Genomic DNA, 20,136 nt, shown 5'->3' with positions numbered 1-20,136 from the left:
TCAGCTGGAGAAATATCGGGGTCTGAAACAGTTAGGAGGATGCAGTACCAGTCCAATCCGCTAGGCGATCAAGCGTGAATGGTTCAGCTTGAAGGAAAGCAAGCGCTTCAAGTATCAAAGCCACTAGAGCATCACTTGCAATAGACTTGCCCCAGAACGCTTCTTCATTGAGAAACGCTCGGATCATAGTGTCTGTGCCTTCTGTATCTTGCAGAGTGTTGAGCGTCTTAAAACGCTCGAGGACTTCGTCAGAGTCACGGGCAGGAAACTCCTCAGCGTGCTTGAAGGCGCCGGTATAGAAAGTCAGCCACGCAGCAAGAGAAAGTGCCATGTATCGAGGAGGCTTGCCCTTGGCGGCAGTATAGCTTTCAAATCGCGGAAGATTTCGGGTTTGAAACTTTGCAATGCCGTTGAGCGATATGTCGTGCCAGCGATGCTTGATATATGGGTTGGAGAAGCGGCGCAGCACTTCGTCGCTAAATGCGCTCAGTTCGTCTTTTGGCAATGAGAGGAATGGGATGATTTCATCCTGCAACATACCTTCCAGAAATGCCCTGCCGACAGGATGTTCGATTGCTGACTGCACGGTTTCAGTTTGAGAAAGTAATGCGAGCGGGCAAAACCCAGTGTGAGCGCCATTGAGGATTGCCACCTTTCGCTCTTTGTAGCCATCTGCATTGGAAGTTATCAGTGTGCCGTCATCATACTCTCCCAAAGGCAAGAGCAACTCAGGTTGATCTTCTCGTTTCTCGATAACAAGAAAATGAAAGAGCTCTGCTGTGACCATCAAAGGGTCTTCATAGCCAAGCTCTGCCTCAAATGTCTTCGCCTCATCACGAGGATAACCTGGAACAATGCAGTCGACGAGCGTGTTGTAAAATGCGGAATGTGTTCTGACCCAGTTGATAAACTCTGTAGGCAGATTCCAATCACGAGCATGCTGGAGGACAATCTCTTCAAGAGTGTCTCCGTTCTTTTCTATCAACTCACATGGCAAGAACTGAAAACCAAGCACGTCTGAGGCACCGCAGCTATTGAAGCGCTCCAGGAGTAGTCTCGTCACTTTTGCAGGAAATGAAACAGGAGGTTCATCCTGAAGCTTGCAGTCAGGCAGATAGGTGATGCCTGCTTCTGTAGTGTTGGAGATAACCGTCGTAAAGTCTGAGTTTCTCGCGAGGGCAAGAACCTCATTCCACTCACTGACTGCAGACATTTCTTTTCGAATGCATGCGACCTGACGAACATCAGAAACAGGTTTCCCATCCTGATCAACCCCACGAGTGATTGCGGTGTATGCGCCGTCAGTCTCATTGAGTGAGAATGGGATTCCACCGTCAATGGGCCGGACCACAACAACACCAAAGTCAGTACCTGCGCGTTCATTCATACGATCAATTTTCCAATCCATGAAAGCGCGTAGGAAGTTACCTTCTCCGAACTGGATCACTCTTGGTGTTGGGCGAGGACGACCTGCCAGGTTTTTCTCTGAGATACGGTTCATAAATCTATCTCCTTGTGATGTTTCCAGCTACAGAGTGACGCCCGTCTTGAAGATGACGATCTCTTGCATGCGATTGATTTCATTGAGTGTCTGTTTGCCGCTGGCGACTTGCATTAAGTAGTCTGCAAAGTCAGTGCACAGCTCATCCAAGCTCGTATCGTCGTGAATCAGCGTGCCTGCTGAAAAATCGATCCAGTGCTTTTTTCGATCAGCAAGCTCAGTGTTGGAAGCGACTTTTACGGTTGGAACGACAGTCCCAAGAGGATTGCCGCGGCCAGTTGTAAACAGCACCATATGACAGCCCGCGGCTGCCAGAGACGTGATCGCCGTTCCATCATTTCCGGGAGCTTCCAGAAGGTTTAGTCCGTTCTTGCTTAAGCGATCCTGATAGCGCAGTACGTCTGTAATGATCGAAGTACCTGCTTTCTGCGTGCAGCCAAGAGACTTCTCTTCTAACGTGGTGATCCCACCCTCTTTGTTGCCGGGCGATGGGTTCTCATAAATGGGCTGATCATGGTCGATGTAATACTGCTTGAAGTCATTAATCAGCGAAACGATGTCAGCAAACACGGACTGGTTTTCAGCGCGCTTCATCAAGATGCGTTCAGCACCAAACATTTCAGGTACTTCTGTAAGAACCGTGGCGCCACCTCTGCTGCAAAGCCAATCTGACAAAGCACCCAGCAATGGGTTCGCCGTTATGCCAGAGAACCCGTCGGAGCCTCCGCATTTCAAACCAATCCGCAAACGATCAACACCTACCGGCACACGTTTGTCGGAGCTCAGAATACCTGCAAGATCCTGCAAGTGGCGATATGCTGTTTCGAACTCATTTTCGGTTTCTTGGGCGACCATGCAGCGCAGGCGCGATTGATCGGACATCTCCAGGTTTTCGAGGAACTCGGTAAGCGTGTTGTTCTCACAGCCAAGCCCCATCACCAGAACGCCACCTGCATTCGGATGCATGACCAGATTTTGCAGGATAGTGCGCGTATTGACGTGATCATCGCCAAGCTGGGAGCATCCAAAAGGATGCGCCAATACAGTTACTTGGGTGCCTTCAGGAAGTTCTTCGCTGCGCTCAAACTGACGTGCAACGGCTTGAGCAACACCATTTACGCAGCCAACAAGTGGGACAATCCATAGATCGTTACGAATGCCAATGTCGCCGTTTGCTCGTTCAAATGCCAAAATCTGCGGAACTTTTGTTTCACGTTCCTGTTGCTCTGGTGCACCTGCGTATGTGTAAGTCTCGTCGGTTCCAAGTCCGGTCTTCAAGTTATGAGAGTGAATATGTTCTCCGCATTTGATTGCCGAGCGCGCACGTCCAATGGAAGCGCCATACTTGATGACATGCTCACCTTCAGCAATGTCAGCTCGTGCAATCTTGTGACCTGCAGGTATATCTTGAAGAAGGCTAACGCCTTCGATAATTTCATTTTTCTTGAATGACTTCAAAGCAACGAGAACAGTATCATCGCGATGAATTTGCATATGGGATCTCACGGTGACTCCAGACCATGTCTATCCGTGCAACAAACACGGGCTTTTTCGTTGATTTTGAGGGAGGGGTTTGAAGGGTGACAGTGCATCCTTCATGCTGGTCAGTGCATGCCAAACAGACCCGGTAAGAAGAGTGAGAGCTCTGGAATGTAAATGATAGCTAGTAGTGCAATCAGCAGAGCACCAAAGAATGGCAGCATTGGTCGGATCATGTCGTGTAGTTTGACATCTGAAACCGAACAACCGACGAACAGCGCCGCTCCAACGGGTGGAGTGCACAAGCCGATACACAGGTTGGCGACCAACATGATCCCAAAATGCACTGGATCCATGCCCAGATCTTTTGCAATTGGCAGAAAGATTGGAGTGAAGATGAGAACGGCTGGTGTCATGTCCATGAACACACCAACGATCAACAAGATCACATTAATGATGAGCAAGATGACGATAGGGTTCTCAGAGATCGCCAGCAGTGCATCTGTAATCATATAAGGAATGTCGGCGCGGGTCATAACCCAGGACATGCCAATGGAGATTGCGATAAGCACCATTACGATTGATGTGGTGACGACAGCCTCCAAAAGCAGTTTGGGCAGCTGATGAAGTTTGATTTCGCGGTATACGATCACAGAGAGAAAGAACGCATAAACTACCGCGATCGCTGAGGCTTCAGTTGCTGTAAATACGCCGCCCAGAATTCCCCCCATCACAATAATGACGAGCAAAAGACTTGGTATCGCATCCCACGTCACTTTCAAGGCTTGCTTGAGAGTTGGGCGCTCGGCGACCGGATACCCGCGTCGTTTTGCGATGAAACTACCAACCATCATGAGGCTCAGCCCCATGAGAATACCCGGCAGGTAACCAGCCATAAATAGTGTTGCAACTGACACACCACCTGCAGTGAGTGCGTAAATGATCAATACGTTGGAGGGCGGTATGAGCAGACCAGTAATGCAGGAAGTGACGTTCACTGCAGCTGAATAAGCGGGATGATAGCCGGACTTCTTCTGCAATGGAGCCATCGTGCCACCAACCGCAGCTGCCGCCGCTGTTGCTGAGCCTGAGATCGATCCAAACAACATGTTCGCCATGACATTAACGTGTGCCAGCGAACCTGGCATGCGGCCAACCAGGATCTGAGAGAAGTTTATCAGGCGTATAGCAATACCGCCGCTGTTCATCAGCACGCCAGCAAGAATGAAGAATGGAATTGCCAGAAGCGCAAAGCTATCCAATCCAGCGACCATGCGCTGACTAATGACGGCAAGGATTACCTCTAAAGGCATCATCATAGCGCCGGCGATGATTGCAGAAACACCGAGAGAAAACGCAATCGGAACGCCTGTAAAGACAAGAAAGAAGAAAGACCCAAACAGAGCTAGAGCAACATACCATTCCATCACGCTACTCCATCCTGCTCGAGTTCACCGGAGAGATTATGAGCAGCTATAGTCTTCTCGAAACCAAGTAAGTTCCGCAGTGCTTCAATGGCAAAATGAAGAGAGTAAATCACGATTACGCCGCCGCTTAAGGGGAGAACAAGATAGATGTACTCCATTGGCAGCAGCATAGCCGGAGACAGTTGGCCCGTTGCCTGTACCTTGAGGAGCAGTCGCATGCCACCAAAAATCATTGTGGCAGCAGCAAAGCCTCCAACAACCAGATTGGAGTATGCCGTAAAGAGTAGCTTTTTGCGACCTGTCAATCGGCCAGTAAAAAGGTCAATCGCCAAATGACGCTGTGCCCCAACACAGTAAGCCCCGCCCAGTAAACCAACCCAAATCATCGAAAACCGAGCGATTTCATCGGTGAATGTGCTTGGTTGGCCAAGTATATAGCGGCTCACAACCTGCCAGGTGACACACACCACCAGCAGGGCCATGACGGATACGCTAAAAGCAGCAATGATCACGTCAATGAACTTTTTGAGTTTGTTTGGAAGCATCACGCCTCTCCAAAACAGGTATAAAGAGAGTGCAACTCAAGCGTTGCTGCTGAAAGATGGAGGGACACAGTGTGCCCCTCCAGGCATGTTGAAGTTATTTGCCAACAGCCTCGATGCGCTCAATCCAGGAGTATTTCTTTGGATCTTTCTTGGCATCGTCATACAGAGGCTGAAGAGCCGCACGGAATGGTGCTTTATCAACCTTGTAGAACGTTGCTCCTGATGCAGCGGCTTTCTCACGAGAATTCTGAACTTCTTTATCCCAGAGAACTTGCTCATACTTTTCGGACATCTCAGCAGCCTTCATAAGAATTTCACGCTGTTCTTCTGAAAGAGCGTCCCAAGTCTGGGTTGCGATCACGAGATAATCTGGAACCGAGGTATGGCGGTCTTCAGAGTAGTGCTTTGCGACTTCCACGTGACGAGTTTGATAATAAGAAGGCTCGTTGTTTTCCGCCCCATCAATGACGCCTTGCTGTAGTGCTGTGTAGACTTCACCAAATGAGATCGGAGCAGGAGAACCACCAAGCAACTCAATCATTTTGTTGGTTGTTGGTGTTGAAACAACGCGAATTTTCATGCCTTTCATATCTTCAGGAGACTGAATAGGTTTTCCCGCGTAAAAGCTACGCTCACCGGCCACGTAACCAGCAATTGGAAGGAAGCCTTTTTCCTTCGGCAGCTGCATCATCTCACGACCAACTTCACCAAAAAGAACTTGGTTGAAGTGTTCTTTGGAACGGAAAAGGTAAGGCATGCTGAAGACGGAGAATGCGCTTTCAAAAGATTCCATCTCACTGGCGGAGCCCTTTGTCATGTCCAATGCGCCTTGCTGAAGCATTTCGAGCGTTTCACGAGGGCCACCCATCTGACCACCCGGATAAATCCGAAGCTTCATTTTGCCATCAGACAGCTCTTTCATGTCTTCAGCCATTTTTTCAAGTGTCTGCGCAACAACGTGGCTCGGGTCCAGATTGTGGGCGAGGCGCAAGGTCACTGCTTCCAATGCATAGGCAGAAACAGAAGAAAATGCAGCAGGTAGAGCAACAACCAGGCCGAGTGCTAGCTTTGAGTATTTATTAGTCATGTAATCCCAACTTCTTGGAAGAACCACTTCCCTCATAATGCTTAGCTAAATTGATCTATAGCAGCCCGAAACTAAGCGGATATGTGGTAAAATTGGTTCGACCAAAACCTCCGATACGGATTGGTAGATTTTATTTCCCATTGCGCTTACTCCGTCCAAAGAGTCTAGCGCTATTGAATTTGTTATACCAATAATCCAATGTTAGCAAATAAAAATCCAAGAAAATGGGGTTGTTGGGTGGCATGTCAAATATTGGTATGACAAATAATATTTATTTAAATCAATATCATATGCGGTAAATTGGTGAATTTTGTCGCAGCGGTTTACAGATTTCTCACAGATGTGGAATTGATGTCTAAAACCCGAAATGCAATACAGTGATTTTTTGTTATACCAATTGAAGAGAGGAATGTTTTGTCTTAAAATCGAAGCCAAATTTTAGAGTGAGTTCTTTCCCATTGGCGAGAATGTTGTTTTTTAATCGCTGAATTTGATGAGAGCTAATCCCTGAAAAGACAGTGTAAACCATTGGATTCGAGGAGACGGATCTTTGAGCTTATCTTGGGAGGCAAATGCTTCCGCAGTATGATCTTGGATCTGGAGTTTGAATGACTGAAGCTAATAATCGCCTGTACCGTATGATCGGCGAGCAACTCAAAGAGAAAATCAGAAATAAAGAATATGCTATTGGAGGGAAGTTGCCGCCAGAGCGTACAATCTGTCAGGAACTCGGTGTTAGTCGAACCGTGGTACGTGAAGCTATTATTATGCTGGAGATTGAGGGGATTGTCTCTGTACGTAAGGGCTCGGGAATTCATATTCTGAGTGATCAGCCCAAAAGGGTGGAGCAGGCTCCTGAGGAGCTCGATAGTATCCTTTCGCGAGTTTCAGCTGATTTGAAAAGTACTGGTCCTTTCGAGTTGCTTGAGGCACGCCAAAATTATGAATGCATGATTGCAGAACTGGCAGCGATCAATGCAACGCAAAAAGACATAGAAGAACTCAGAAGAATCCAAAAAAACGCATTAGTGGAAGATCGTTCTCGCGATTCAAAGTGGGACAAAGAGTTTCACATCGCACTGGCCAGATCATCCTCTAACCCGGTTCTGGCAATGCTGGAGGAGATTCTGTGGCATGACCGCACAGCAAACCCACTTTGGCAAAACCTGCACACGCATATTGATGTGAACGACCTGAACAGCTGGCACCAGGAGCACCAGCTAATCCTCGATGCTATCGAAGCCCGAGATCCCAAACGCGCCTACAACGCCATGTGGAACCACATAGAAAGCACCAAAAACACCCTCTACAAAGCATCTTCTGCGTTGGAGTGAGGTCGATTTCAAACATAGCGATCCAAATGCTCTGTGACTATTCGTTTTGAACACAGCTCAAGCCATGTGATCTTGTAGAAAGTAAGGGTTAACAGCAGGCATTCTAGTAGTATTGTCAAGAACTAAAATCGCCTGATCGAAGACTTCTGTAAAAAACGAACTTCGTGCAGAAGTGCCTACTAACTTTAGTTTGATAGACATTGGGATCATAGTCTAAGATTGAGCGTCTGTAAGTGATCGCATCGAGGCTTTGCACTTTTTTGAAACTAATATTATCGTAACCACCAAAGGCTCATAGGCGGATATTCTCAGCGATTAGGATATCTCCATCCACAAACAACTCGCTTACTGAGCGATCAAGCCCTGCAGTGTTGTGGTTTCCACTCTAGCTCCCCGGGCACCAAAACCTTGCTCAGGGAAAGAGGCGTTCTCGCTGAGGTGTTTTCAGACTGTGCCTTTTCTCTTGAATCGTAGAATATGGATACAGCAAATTCTGAAGTCAGAAACCGCTATTGGATTCATAGGACAGGGAAAATTGATGTTTGCAAAATCGTCGGTTGGCATAGAGGAAGCAAGTGTTCCATTAATGCCGCCGTCTTCTGTTACAATGGTGTATTCCGTGCCAGCGATATAGGTTGATCCGTTTTCAGATCCGTTCTCCGGCAAGACATTCACCTTTCCACCTTTGATGGTAGTGGCGTCATTGGCAGCTAGCAGATCATTATTGATACTCGCTGCAGTATCGCCATCGTTCAGCTCAACCTCATAAACCAAATTGGTATTGAAAACGGTCGATATCGTATTTAGTGTGCCGGTGGAATTGCCCGGCACAATTACAGTTCCAGAAGTGATGGTAACCGCCTTTACCCCAACAAGGGTCCCCATCTACCGAAGCATTGCTAGTAACGCCATCAACAACCATTGCTCTTTCCGAGGCCATCGTACCACCAATGTAGCCCTTGTTGGAAATAGACAGAATTGTAGTGTTGGATAGTTGATAGACCACTCCGTTCCCAACGATCTGGGGGCAAAATATAATTAGTACCCTTGTGATTGAAGTTGATAGTACTTGTCCTGAGACAAAAGACTATAGTTGTAATGTTGAGCACTCCCGCCCCCACTGTAGCAACTCAAGTTGCAGCACCGATGCTCAAAATGCTAGCACCCGTTGAGCTAGAATCCTGCCGGTTCCTCCCACGACACACGTATTGTTGCATCTTTGGAAAACGTCAGCGTGCTATTGCTATAGCGACCAACAAATAGAGTGTCTGAGTTTACTCAATTTGAACCATTGCCTGTCACCTCAACACTTCCAGTTGAACTGGCCAGTATGGCCGGCCTCACTATTCGACAATGTGCCGCCATTGGAAACAATCTGAGTACCTTGGCGATAGTCGCCGACAAAAAAGTTTTTGAGCCTATGTAGTCTCGTTGGTGGTTATATTTTTTGTTGCTCATTTCATCTAGTTCGAACCTTCTTAGGTCGGCTTTCCAATCATTTATTGGCTGAAATTATTTATACTTTTGAATCTTCACAACAAAAAGAAGTTGAACGTCTTTTTGCTAAAAGCAATGAAACGTGGAAGGGGAATGTAGCCGAGAAGAGGATCATGGACACTCGGCAAAGGTCATTTGGACATTAGCTAATGCAATCGTCATCGAGCAATCTTTGTGATGCTGATAATTAATTAGTGAGGGTAGAGGTTAGGTCGCTTTACGGCTTGTATGTTGACGAACACTGAAAATGGCTTGAGTCTTTGACGCATTGTGCGCCAGGCGACTGTGCTTGAACAGAACTTTGAAAGCCTAAGGAGCTGGAAAGCGACTTACATCACCCACGAAGTTCTTTACTCTACCTAAGATCAGCAATGGGCTTATATGCTCAAGCAACTAGAACACAACTTGAAAGGGAAGGGCGGCAACGTATCCTCATAACTTCAGCTTGGCGTGCTTTTACTTGAACTCCTCTTAGTTAGCCAAAGACTCTGCACGGCTGCGACCTATACTTTGAGTGTGCCTTGGTTGTCCAAGCTTGCGCTCACGTTTCTTATAACCGTCTTTGTCGGATAAGCTCTTTACTTGCATTCGGGGAGGACTGGCCTCTTGTTCTTTCTTCATAAAGTTAAGCCCTTCGTCCGGACGCATATTGTTAGTGATTACGGCGTGAGTAACGCGCTCTTCTTTGCCAAATGCCTTCTGTGGCAACACCATGCTTTGCCAGCATAGTTGCATGCGGTTATCGGCAAACTGGTAGGTGTCGGCATATTTGCTTTGCAGCTTTTGACTTAAGTTATTGAGCTCCAGGCTGCTGAGTTACATAGTACTTCCCGTGCCTGCACAGGATTTCGGCAAACCGGTCCGGTTCTATATTAAGCGCCCAATACAGGATGTCCGGGTGAGCTGTGACCTTGGTAAATCTGGCACAAAAGCGTTCTGTGAACCCTTCTAGGAACGCATTGCCTGCTTCCATGTCACTGTGTCCGGCAAGACGCAGTTACTTAACCAACGATCCTGCAGGGGCCGGCAGGTGCATACCATCGGCACTTGACCAGCGAGGTATTGGCGTACAAAATCTCAATGCTAGGCTCTGCCAGGGCATGGCGAAACTAGGTCATGCGAGCACCGCCTTTGGCCTCAGCATCAACCATCTTAAACACGCTGCGTTTGTCAGATCAAAACACCTCTGGCGGCCATCTTTATCTAAATACTGTTCGACGGCGGAAATTAAGAAATCGTACTTTCTGAGGGCACAAACTGCAGGTGCATTCAGTTTGACATCGCATCATCGACAAAGATGAATAGGGGCGTGTCTCACCGCGATCTTCGAACCGGCGGATATTGCTTCCATTTATCTGGATAAGCTCACAGTAGGCTTCGCTGTGTTTCTGCAGTTGGTTAAACTTGTGCCGCTGCGCTTAATTAAGCCTGTTCCTGGCCACGATCATCTATTCATGTACTGTCTCGCGCGAGGCCTTAAAGCTGTGATGCTCTTCGAGTCATTTCTGCCGCCGGAGTTGGTTCAAGATCAGAAGTAGAATTACTCATAACCACCCATCCCACGCTCCCGAGCATAACCTGAACCAAGCCAAACATGACATTTTCAAGGCGCTCATTCAGATCAATCCCCATTCGGATGGTACACTGGCCCAAATGAACCAGATCAGTCGCAACGGCACGCAAGGAAGCTGACGCTAAGCTTCTGCTGCGCTTTGAAAGGATCAGGCAGGTCGGATAGTGAACTGGAACACCATTGCCATTGACGACCATCGGCAGGCGCTCACCATCTGATCGAACATGTATCTTTACTGACCAAGAATACCGTTCTGAAGCAAATATCACGGTAGAGATCCTCCGAAAGCTATAACGCAGGATCTATGTTCTTGCTTTAATCCGCAATTATAAGAGGTTGGAGGGCAAAAGTACCGCTTAACAAACTCTATTTCGCAGAAGGTATCTTATGGAACCTAGGGGTGTCTGCTCTAAAAACCACCTTCCTCACACTTCCAATCTGCCCCACAGCCAAATCACAGCATTCACCAGCAGCAAACCTATGAATGTGCTGAATAACGTTATTGGGTTGTTTTGTTCCAGGAGGATGCCGCTGAGGAGGAGGCCTAGGGGGACGCCGGTGTAGCGGAGGGAGGAGAAGGTGGAGAAGACGGTGCCGCGTTTAGCTTCAGGGACGAGTTTCTGGAGCACGGTTGCGTCAACCACGCTTCCGACACCGAGGTTTAGGCCGTAGAGGAACATTCCCAGTGCGGCGATGATGCCAGTCGTTGAGGTGAGGTTCGTGTTGGCCATGTCAGCGAACACCCAAAGCAGGAGGCCAAGGCCAATGGCCTGGCCGATTGGTGTGAGCTGCAGCAAGCGGAGAGATGAGATGCGGTGGCCCAGAACCGTGTAGGCGATGGTTGTAAGTGTGGTTCCGCAGGCAAAGCAAGTGAGCCAGATGCCCAGCCAGATAGCTTGTTTATCATTCGTGTTTGCCAGCACGGGTAGGACGAGTGACAACAAGGAAACGGCGACGGTGTTGATGATCAGATCATAGATACCGAGTTTCAAAATGCTGGGCGTGGTGAACATCCACTTCCACGCTTCTTTTGTTGGCTGTGGCTCTGATTGGGGCGGAGCGCTGACATGGCTGGCTTTGATGCCCATGGAGACGATCATCAGGGCCATCAGAAAGCTGAGGGAGTCCAGAAGCAGCACCGTGGTCGCGCCAAAAGCGGCGATGAGAATACCTGCCAGTGATGGTGTCAAAAGATCAGCGCCAGTCTCCAGCAGAGAGTTGAGCCCGTTGACCCGTTCGCGTGGCAAGCCTTCTTTGTCGATCAAAGCCGGGATCATGACAGCTTTGGAGGTTTGCCCCGGAACGTCAATCACCTGAGACAGAAAGACGAGGAAGCCAAGCAAGGCCACGTCCAGCATCTCGACGGCATAAAGCAGCGGGATAAGCAGCACTGCGACAGCGTTAACAGCATCACAGAAGATGCTCACGGTTCTGGCGGAGTAGCGGTCAATCAAGGGGCCGCTGAAGAGGCCGACGATGATGTTGGGCAGTTGTCCTGCAATGGCGACCGTTGCGGTGATAACGGCGTTGCCCGTCAAATCATACACGAACCACGGGATGGCAATTGCAGACAAACCATTGCCGAGAAGCGACAGAAAATTTGCAGAAAACAGTAGGCTGATCTGCCCCCATCTGGCTTTTAAAGTGGCGTCTGACAATGTGGCCTCTAAAGAAAATATATGAAATCAATAAGCAAAATGCAGCCTGCTGAATGAGTAAGCCGCAGGTTAAGCGTTTCTATAGTGACCATATGGGCTTGGGGGTCAAGGCTATGCCTTGCCGGTAACAGCAGTAAGCCGACTGAAGGTGGTGAACTAAGCGATCAGCGCTTTGGTCATATGGAAATTCGTAAGCGTGATGCCTCTGCACACCGGAGCTTGTTGGCGGACCACTTGCCAGTCCTGACGGAGGAAGAAGGGCCTGGCGGCAAGGCTGATGTCTGACGACAGAGTTGGGATGTTGTGCTCATTTGCCCAGTTCAGCAGCGCGTTGTAGATGGCTGTTGCAACGCCTTTGCGGCTCTCAAACGGGCTAACAAATGCAAACTTGATGTAGCCTTCCATATCTATGGTCATGAAACCGATGACGGCATCTTCTTTGATAGCCACAAAACCTGTCATTCCATCCAGATTCTTGGTCCAGCCTTCCGGGTTGGGTTGAGGGCCTGCCCACGCGTTGAGCTGTTCCGTTGTGTAGTAATCCTTCGCGCCGATAATGATCGCATCATAATAGATCTGCGCGCAGTGTGGGGCATCGGTGATTTCTAGCGGGCGGATCATAACACTCATGGACTTCACTCATCTGAATTTGGGAGGCGTGTCATGCCACAAACTCAGTCAGCTGAAAAGAGAAAAAGGCTTATCTCCTTATCACTGCTGAATGATTGCGTTTTGCCATTCCTGCAAAAAGTGCTTCCGCTTCAAATTATCCTGATAAACCAGCAGTCCCGGCCCCAATCGAATGGCGCGTAACGACAGGTTTGGTGCCACTTCGCTATGATTGAGCTTTGGGTAAGGGTAATAGTCTGCGCCCTCCTCGCTCCAGCTGGCGGTGATCAGATGATCAATGAAATCACCTGCGATTTCTGGCTGTTCTGCACCTGCCGGAATGATGGCGGAGCGGAGCATCAATGTGGTGAAATCTTCCAGTTCCAGAATGCCAACATCAGGGTCTTTTTCTGCTCGCGCTGAGGCGTAGGAGCCGAGCACGTTGTAGGCTACAGCCAGATCGCCTGTTGTGATGTCAGAGATCATATCCGCAGAGCAGCAATAAAGCTTGGCATTGAGGCTACCCATCACTTCGTTGAGGCGCCAGAAGGTGTCTGAGGTGCGTGCGTCTTGCGTGGCGAAGAGAAAGCCAAGCCCGCTCTGGCGAATGTCGTAGGTACCGACTTTGTTGAGGAAGCGGTCTGGATTGTTGCGCAAGGTCGAGATGAGGTTCTGCCGTGAGGTTGGCACCTCCAACCCCTCAAAGGCGGACTTGGAGTAAACCACGGAGGCTGGTTCCTGCGTGAAGGCAAACACGTGGTCGCGCCAGCGGGCCCAATCTGGCATTAGGCCAGCAACTGAGGAGCTGTGTGGCTTTGTGAAGCCATCATTTGCCAGTTTTACCTGCAGATCCATAGCCGAGGAGATAGCCACGTCAAACACCTGCCGTTCCTCATAGAGCGCTTTCATCAGCTCCGTACTGCTGACCACGGTGTAATCGATGGAGACGCTCGGGTATTTGCGCTGGAAGGCTTCCACCATCGGGGCGAAGATATCGATGTCGGAGTTGGAGATGATGCGTAGAGTCTGCGCATCCTGTGAGGCTGGGAAGACCTTGTGCTGCTCAATCTCATAGGCGCGGGCTGAAACCAGCGACACCAACAACACAATCAGGACTGAGGGAAATAGAAGGATACGCATGCGCCTCTGACATTTGTTCTGTTTGAAAGTTTCAGGTGTCCGCCGTGAGCCTGTGTTACCTCTTCGGCAATAGTAAGTCCCAGACCAGAGCCAACGGTGTCCTCAGCGTTTTTGCCGCGCGAGAACCGTTCCGTAAGCTTCTCGATGTCTTCCGGCGCAAAGCCCGGGCCTTGATCATAGATCGAGAGCACCACCCATTTCTCTTCATGAGTGACGGTAATCTTTACGTCCTCCCCTTGCGGGGCGTATTTGATGGCGTTGTCCAGAATGTTGCTCAGAGCGTTTTGGATGAGGATCGCATCACCGTTGATGAAGGGAGGTTTCTCTCCATGCAAGCTGAGCGTTTTGTCCTGCATTTCTGCAAGAGGCCGTAAGCGTTCCAATGTTTCATCGGCAAGCTCCAGCAGATTGATTTCCTTCACTTCCAGATGGTCTGTGCGGAAGGAGACCATGGCGTGATCAAGCAACTGGCCAGCCGCGCGCGAGCTTTCATCAATAGCGCGGATCATCTCTTTCAACGCGGCTCTGTTTTCAGGACGTTCCACGCGGCGCAGGGCTATTTCAGCTTGTGTGCGCAGCACTGCAAGTGGCGTGCGGATGCGGTGGGCTGCTTCGGCGATGAACTCTTCGGATCGTGTCAGCGATTTCTTTAAGCGGGCCATGAAACGGTTGAGCGCAACAACCAGCGGTGCCATCTCGCCCGGCACAGGGGCTTGCACGGCACGCAGGTCTTGCGGGCCTCTTCTGGAAACGGAATTTGCTAGTGTCTGTACAGGCCGAACTGCGGATTGAGCTGTCAACACCCCCAACACTGCAGCAGCAATGAAGAAACCAAAACCCAGGTAAGCGGCGTTGGTGGAAATGCGCTCCAGTGTTTCACGTTGGCGCTTCAGTGTTTGAGCAACAGAAACAGTGACTTCGACAGGTCCGGATGCATTGGAAAGGCGTCGTGTAGCCGACACCATACGGATGCTCTCGCCCAGATAGTGAGAGGTGATGAAGCGGTGGTTCTCTCGCCCTTTCGCCGTGTAGGCATCGGGTAAGCTCTCATATCCAGTCAGGTACTTTCCATCAGCAACAACACGGTAGAACACGCGATCATCACTCACATTACCGAGCATGGAGAGTGCGGAATATGGAATGTCGACGGTGACTTCTCCGCTCTGAATGGCGGCGCTGTCCAGAATGGAAGTCGCTGAGGCGGACAGGATGTTATCCTGAGATTCTTCGGCCACCTGCTTGGCATAGGTCATCACCATCACAAACAACAGAGCTGCAAGCACAGCTGCGATGCCGAGCAGTTGCAGGGTCAAACGGCGGCGGATGGAGCCGGAGATGTTGGCCTCTAACGTCATGTCAGGCTCAACCGATAACCCAGCCCGCGCACGGTGATGATCTGCACGGAGGAGGAAGATATATGCCTGCGCAGACGGGCCACATAGACCTCAATGGCATTTTCAGAGACGTCCTCGTCATATGAAAATAATCTGTCTACAAGCTTGGTTTTTGAGAAAATAACGTCCGGAGCGCTGAAAAAAATCTCCAAAAGACGCAGCTCTTTGTTCCGAAGGCTCACTGTTTTGCTGCCGATTTTCAGTGTTCCGGCTAAGGAATCGAACACCAGATCACCGAATCGTTTTGCGTTGGTCACACCGCCGGATTTACGACGCATCACAGCCCTGCAGCGGGCTTCTAACTCTGAGAAATCAAAGGGTTTTGTGATGTAGTCATCGGCTCCAAGGTCAAGCACCCCTACCCGATCAGAAACCTCCGAGCGCGCGGTCAGAACAATAACTGGAGTATCATCCTGACGCCCTCGGTGTTCATTTAGAAAATCTCGTCCATCGCCGTCGGGAAGCATAATATCTAGCAGGATCATGTCGTAGTCTGCCGTTGAGATAAAGTCCTCAGCAATCGAAATTTCAGCAGCGTGATCAACTACATGGCCGTCCAGCGTCAGGCGCTCGACGATGGAGGTGGCCAGTTTGGCGTTATCTTCAACGAGAAGAAATCTCATCTTTAGCTTCCCCAAAAAATCAAGGAGGTGACAGGTTTGTGTCAGGTTTCCGTGTTTTCACGTAAGTCATGGGCGACAAATGCTGCCCCTGTCAAATGGGAGGACAAAATGAGTTTTATTCGGGCGCGCCGCTTGGTTGCGGCAGCGGCTATGGCCGCGGCGACTTTCTCACTACCTGCAGCTTCAATTGCAGAGCCAGTGGTTGAAAGCATCCACTTCCTCATTCCAGGTGGTGCTGGCGGCGGCTGGGATGGCACCGCACGCGGCACAGGCGAAGCACTGACCAAATCCGGTCTTGTCGGCAATGCATCCTACGAGAACATGTCCGGCGGCGGTGGCGGCAAGGCCATCGGTTATCTGATCGAGAACGCAGCAAGCCAGCACGGCACGCTGATGGTGAACTCCACGCCAATCGTGATCCGTTCTCTGACCGGTGTGTTCCCGCATAACTTCCGTGATCTGACGCTGGTTTCCGGCACAATCGGTGACTACGCAGCTATCGTGGTTGGCAAGGACAGTTCCATCAACTCCATGGGCGATCTGCTGGCAGCCTACAAAGCTGACAAACGCGGCACGGCCATCGGCGGCGGCTCCGTTCCAGGCGGTATGGACCACCTCGTTGCAGCCATGGTGATGGAAGCAGCTGGCGAAGACGCAACTGCTGTAAAGTACATCCCGTACGATGCCGGCGGCAAAGCAATGGCAGCCCTTCTTTCTGGCGAGATTGCAGCGCTTTCAACGGGCTTCTCTGAGGCAGTTGAACTGGCAAAAGCAGGTGAAGTGAAGATCATCGGCGTGACCGCTGACGAGCGCGTTGCAGCCTATGGCGATGCGCCAACCATGAAGGAACAGGGCATCGACACCACCTTCGTCAACTGGCGTGGGTTCTTCGCGGCGCCTGGCCTGCCAGAAGCACAGCTGACTGCTTATCAGGAAGCAATTGCAAAGATGTATGCCACCCCTGAGTGGGAAGAAGTGCGTGCACGTAATGGCTGGGTCAACATCCATAATTCCGGCGAAGACTTCCAGGCTTTCCTTGAAGGACAGGAAAAGGCCATCGGCGATCTCATGAAGAAGCTGGGCTTCCTCTAAACCAATAAAAATAAAGGGATGCGCTCTTATGGGCGCATCCACTTGCCACGCCAACGGGAGGGGATGATGGCACTGGACCGATGGATTGCTCTTGTCATTCTGGCAGTGAGCCTCAGCTACGGATACACAGCGTTCTTTTTGATGGACGCAGGCCTGCCGCCTTTCATGCGGTTTAACCCGATCTGGCCAAGCACGTTTCCAAAAGTCATTGCAATATTGGCCGCAATCACCAGCCTTGCCATTCTGCTCGGCTTTGAAAAGAAGCCTGCCGAAAGCGATGCGGACGAGATCGATTTCAGCCGACTGTGGGACTACAATTTCGGACAGGCGGTTTTTCTGCTGGTGTTGATGGTGGCCTACGCCTTGTTGTTACGCCCTGCTGGCTTCCTGCTCTCCACTCTGCTCTTCATCGTGATTGGCGCAGCCCTCTTGGGCGAGCGACGCTTCACGATCCTCGTGCCTGTTGCCGCCGTTGCCGCTGGTGGCGTCTGGTATCTGGTTCAGCAAACGCTGGGTATCTACCTCAGCCCGCTGCCGACATTCTTAAACTAGGAGGCCACAATGTTAGACGGTATCTGGATTGGCCTCTCGACGGCTTTCTCATTCTCCAATCTGCTGATGGTGATTGGCGGCTGCTTGATCGGCACGTTCATCGGTATGCTGCCGGGCCTTGGCCCCATGTCTATCATCGCTATCATGATCCCGGTGGCAATCTCCATCGGTGATCCATCTGCCGCTCTGATCCTGCTCGCAGGCGTCTATTACGGCGCGATCTTTGGCGGTTCCACGTCTTCCATCCTCATCAATGCGCCGGGTGTGGCTTCCACCGTTGCCACCAGCTTCGATGGCTATCCGTTAGCCCGTCAGGGCAAGGCTGGTAAAGCGCTGACTGTGGCCGCAATCGCTTCTTTCGCAGGCGGCAGCATCGGCGCAATCCTGCTGATGATCTTTGCTCCGGCGTTGGCCTCTGTCGCCCTGCTCTTCCACTCTGCTGAGTACTTCGCGCTCATGGTAGTCGGTCTTTCTGCTATTGCAGCGTTTGCAGGCAGCGGACAGGTGGCAAAAGCGCTGCTGATGACGCTGGTCGGTCTAATGATGGCAACCGTTGGCGAAGGCGCACTGTTTAACCAGCCACGCTTTACAATGGGCATTCTGGACCTTCAGTCCGGCTTCGGCTTCATCACATTGGCCATGGCCATGTTCGCTCTGCCAGAAGCATTGTTCCTCGTGCTGGACCCATCCCGCTCTAACTCTGGTGGCAATGGCGGCGACATCAAAGATCTGCGCATCACCAAGGAAGAAGCCAAGAAGATCACCCCAGTGATTGGACGCCAATCCATTCAGGGCTTTCTGATCGGCGTTCTGCCCGGTGCTGGCGCGACCATTGCGTCCTTCCTCGGTTATGCCGTGGAGCGCAACATCGCGCCAAAAGAGGAACAGGCCGAGTTTGGCAATGGCTCCGTCAAAGGCCTCGCCGCTCCGGAGTCCGCCAACAACGCGGCGTGTACTGGTTCCTTCGTTCCCCTGCTGACCCTCGGCATCCCGGGGTCTGGAACTACGGCGATCCTGCTCGGTGCTCTCATCGCACTGAACGTCTCGCCGGGTCCTCGCCTGATGGTAGATCAACCGGAGATCTTCTGGTCCGTGATCATCTCCATGTATGTGGGCAATGTGATCTTGCTGATCCTGAACCTGCCGCTGATCCCTTACATCGCCAAGGTGCTGGCTGTTCCACGCAATTATCTCATTCCGTTCATTCTGTTCTTCACCCTTATGGGGGCATATATTGGGCAAAACAACGCGACAGAACTGCTGATGCTCGTGGGCTTTGGGGTGTGTGCAACGCTTCTGCGCTTTGCCAACTATCCGCTGGCACCGCTGCTGATCGGTTTCATTCTGGGCAGCATGTTGGAAGATAACTTCTCACGCTCCATGCAGCTTTACGATGGCATTGGCTTTATTCTGGAACGCCCGATGACCATGGGCCTGCTGGCTCTGGCGGTTGTTCTGGTCGTGCTGCCAACCATCCGCGCGCGCCGGGTACGCAAACAGGAACTGCAGGCCGCTGAAAGCGACTGATGACACAGCAGCTGGGAAACTGAGTTTTGTTATTTGAGAGAAAAAACCTTTTCAACCTTTCCATAACGCTTGCGATTGCGGGCGCTGGAGCTGGTCTTTTTTCTCTCCTCGGTTTCCCCGCTGCCCCCCTCACCGGTTCAGCTCTGGCTGTTTCTATTGGTGGTATGCTCGGTGCGCCGGTCACCGTTCCCCTTTGGCTGCGGACCCTGTGCTTTATCGTGCTCGGCACAGGCATTGGTTCTGGGGTTACACCAGCCGTCATTGAGGCCGCCGTAACATGGCCTGCCAGCTTCCTCGCTCTCGGCATCAGCCTTGTCCTGAGCATGCTTCTCAGCCGCATGGTTCTGGTGCGGTTTTTCGGCTTTGATGCCTACAATGCTTCATTAGCCTCTTCACCGGGGCACCTGAGCTACATCCTCAGCATGGCGGCAGATGCCAAGGCTGATGTGACGCGTATCGGCCTTGCCCAGAGCACGCGGGTGCTCTTCCTCACTATCTGCGTGCCTCTCTTCATCACTCTGCTTTTTGAAGAAACCGGCACCTCTTTCCTTCCGGCGCAAAACATCACCCCACTCTCCGCAGTTTATCTTCTGCTGGGCGCTGCTGTGGTGGGAACCATCTTCCTGAAGATGAAACTGCCTGCCGCTTACTTGCTCGGCGGAATGCTGGTGTCCTCGCTTGGGCACCTGACGGAGTTCACTCCGGGCAAGATGCCGGATTGGGCCACTATTGGCTCATTTCTGATCATGGGAGCTTTGATCGGCACCCGCTTCAAAGGCATTAGCCCAGATCTTTTTGCCAAGGCCATCGGCGCAGGTGTTGCTGTTACTCTCATCACTGTCGGTATGGCAGTCCTCGGCGTTGTATTGGCCATGCCTCTGGTTGGTCTGGACCCGAGCCTGCTGTTTGTGGCCTTTGCTCCCGGCGGCGTAGAAGCCATGGCAGCAATCGCGGTACAGAGCGGACTAGACCCCACCTTCGTCGCTGCCCACCACGTCTTCCGCCTCCTACTCCTGACCTTCCTTGTGCCGCTGTTGCTGAGGCACTCTAAGTCCTCCAACCCACTCAATGATCAGGCGTGAATCTACGTAGGGGTTG

General features: G+C 51.0%; 17 protein-coding genes. 5 read left to right on the top strand and 12 right to left on the bottom strand.

Annotated elements, in window-relative coordinates:
- Positions 1–31 precede the first annotated feature (31 nt).
- The 5 genes from PSE_RS25195 to PSE_RS25175 form a co-directional block, all read right to left on the bottom strand.
- A complete protein-coding gene (locus PSE_RS25195; RefSeq protein ID WP_014290220.1) occupies positions 32–1,501 on the bottom strand; it encodes a tagaturonate reductase in 1,470 nt (489 codons plus the stop codon).
- Between the two features lie 27 nt (positions 1,502–1,528).
- Complete coding sequence (locus PSE_RS25190) at positions 1,529–2,995, bottom strand: UxaA family hydrolase (protein ID WP_014290219.1); 1,467 nt, start codon at positions 2,993–2,995, stop codon at positions 1,529–1,531.
- Positions 2,996–3,105: 110 nt separating this feature from the next.
- Entirely contained in the window at positions 3,106–4,407 is a 1,302-nt protein-coding gene (locus PSE_RS25185) for a TRAP transporter large permease (protein WP_014290218.1), read from the bottom strand.
- Complete coding sequence (locus tag PSE_RS25180; RefSeq protein WP_014290217.1) at positions 4,407–4,952, bottom strand: TRAP transporter small permease; 546 nt, start codon at positions 4,950–4,952, stop codon at positions 4,407–4,409. The genes PSE_RS25185 and PSE_RS25180 overlap by 1 nt, the downstream gene beginning before the upstream one ends.
- Positions 4,953–5,046: 94 nt before the next feature.
- Positions 5,047–6,039, bottom strand: coding sequence for a TRAP transporter substrate-binding protein (locus PSE_RS25175; RefSeq protein WP_008548988.1), 993 nt, complete (start codon positions 6,037–6,039; stop codon positions 5,047–5,049).
- A gap of 608 nt (positions 6,040–6,647) precedes the next feature.
- Here PSE_RS25175 and PSE_RS25170 point away from each other — a divergent pair.
- Entirely contained in the window at positions 6,648–7,373 is a 726-nt protein-coding gene (locus PSE_RS25170) for an FCD domain-containing protein (protein WP_041769194.1), read from the top strand.
- Between the two features lie 444 nt (positions 7,374–7,817).
- On the opposite strand, the gene PSE_RS25165 is transcribed toward PSE_RS25170, so the two are convergent.
- From PSE_RS25165 to PSE_RS25130, 7 genes are all read right to left on the bottom strand, one after another.
- The gene (locus PSE_RS25165) at positions 7,818–8,258 is read right to left on the bottom strand and encodes a hypothetical protein (protein WP_041769193.1); all 441 of its coding nucleotides are present in this window, start codon (positions 8,256–8,258) and stop codon (positions 7,818–7,820) included.
- A gap of 2,088 nt (positions 8,259–10,346) precedes the next feature.
- A complete protein-coding gene (locus PSE_RS25155) occupies positions 10,347–10,712 on the bottom strand; it encodes a hypothetical protein (protein WP_148266293.1) in 366 nt (121 codons plus the stop codon).
- Between the two features lie 156 nt (positions 10,713–10,868).
- Positions 10,869–12,101, bottom strand: a complete 1,233-nt coding sequence (locus tag PSE_RS25150; protein ID WP_014290212.1) for an MFS transporter — start codon at positions 12,099–12,101, stop codon at positions 10,869–10,871.
- Positions 12,102–12,257: 156 nt separating this feature from the next.
- The gene (locus PSE_RS25145) at positions 12,258–12,731 is read right to left on the bottom strand and encodes a GNAT family N-acetyltransferase (protein ID WP_041769192.1); all 474 of its coding nucleotides are present in this window, start codon (positions 12,729–12,731) and stop codon (positions 12,258–12,260) included.
- A gap of 81 nt (positions 12,732–12,812) precedes the next feature.
- Positions 12,813–13,850 carry an ABC transporter substrate-binding protein gene (locus tag PSE_RS25140; protein WP_041769191.1) on the bottom strand — a complete coding sequence of 346 codons (1,038 nt, stop codon included), beginning with the start codon at positions 13,848–13,850 and terminating at the stop codon, positions 12,813–12,815.
- Positions 13,820–15,205 (bottom strand): sensor histidine kinase, encoded by a 1,386-nt coding sequence (locus PSE_RS25135; protein WP_014290209.1) that lies wholly within the window; start codon positions 15,203–15,205, stop codon positions 13,820–13,822. The genes PSE_RS25140 and PSE_RS25135 overlap by 31 nt, the downstream gene beginning before the upstream one ends.
- Positions 15,202–15,867, bottom strand: coding sequence for a response regulator transcription factor (locus PSE_RS25130; protein WP_014290208.1), 666 nt, complete (start codon positions 15,865–15,867; stop codon positions 15,202–15,204). Before PSE_RS25130 ends, PSE_RS25135 begins: the two co-directional genes overlap by 4 nt.
- Positions 15,868–15,975: 108 nt before the next feature.
- On the opposite strand from PSE_RS25130, the gene PSE_RS25125 reads away from it, so the two are divergent.
- From PSE_RS25125 to PSE_RS25110, 4 genes are all read left to right on the top strand, one after another.
- Positions 15,976–16,959, top strand: a complete 984-nt coding sequence (locus tag PSE_RS25125) for a tripartite tricarboxylate transporter substrate binding protein (RefSeq protein ID WP_041769190.1) — start codon at positions 15,976–15,978, stop codon at positions 16,957–16,959.
- Positions 16,960–17,025: 66 nt separating this feature from the next.
- A complete protein-coding gene (locus PSE_RS25120; RefSeq protein ID WP_041769189.1) occupies positions 17,026–17,511 on the top strand; it encodes a tripartite tricarboxylate transporter TctB family protein in 486 nt (161 codons plus the stop codon).
- 9 nt (positions 17,512–17,520) lie between these two features.
- A complete protein-coding gene (locus PSE_RS25115; RefSeq protein WP_014290205.1) occupies positions 17,521–19,038 on the top strand; it encodes a tripartite tricarboxylate transporter permease in 1,518 nt (505 codons plus the stop codon).
- Between the two features lie 26 nt (positions 19,039–19,064).
- Positions 19,065–20,120, top strand: coding sequence for an AbrB family transcriptional regulator (locus tag PSE_RS25110; protein WP_014290204.1), 1,056 nt, complete (start codon positions 19,065–19,067; stop codon positions 20,118–20,120).
- The last annotated feature ends 16 nt before the right edge of the window (positions 20,121–20,136 follow it).

The organism is Pseudovibrio sp. FO-BEG1 (assembly GCF_000236645.1).
In the GTDB taxonomy this organism is placed as follows: Bacteria; Pseudomonadota; Alphaproteobacteria; order Rhizobiales; family Stappiaceae; genus Pseudovibrio.
This window is presented reverse-complemented; position numbering and strand designations above follow the sequence as displayed.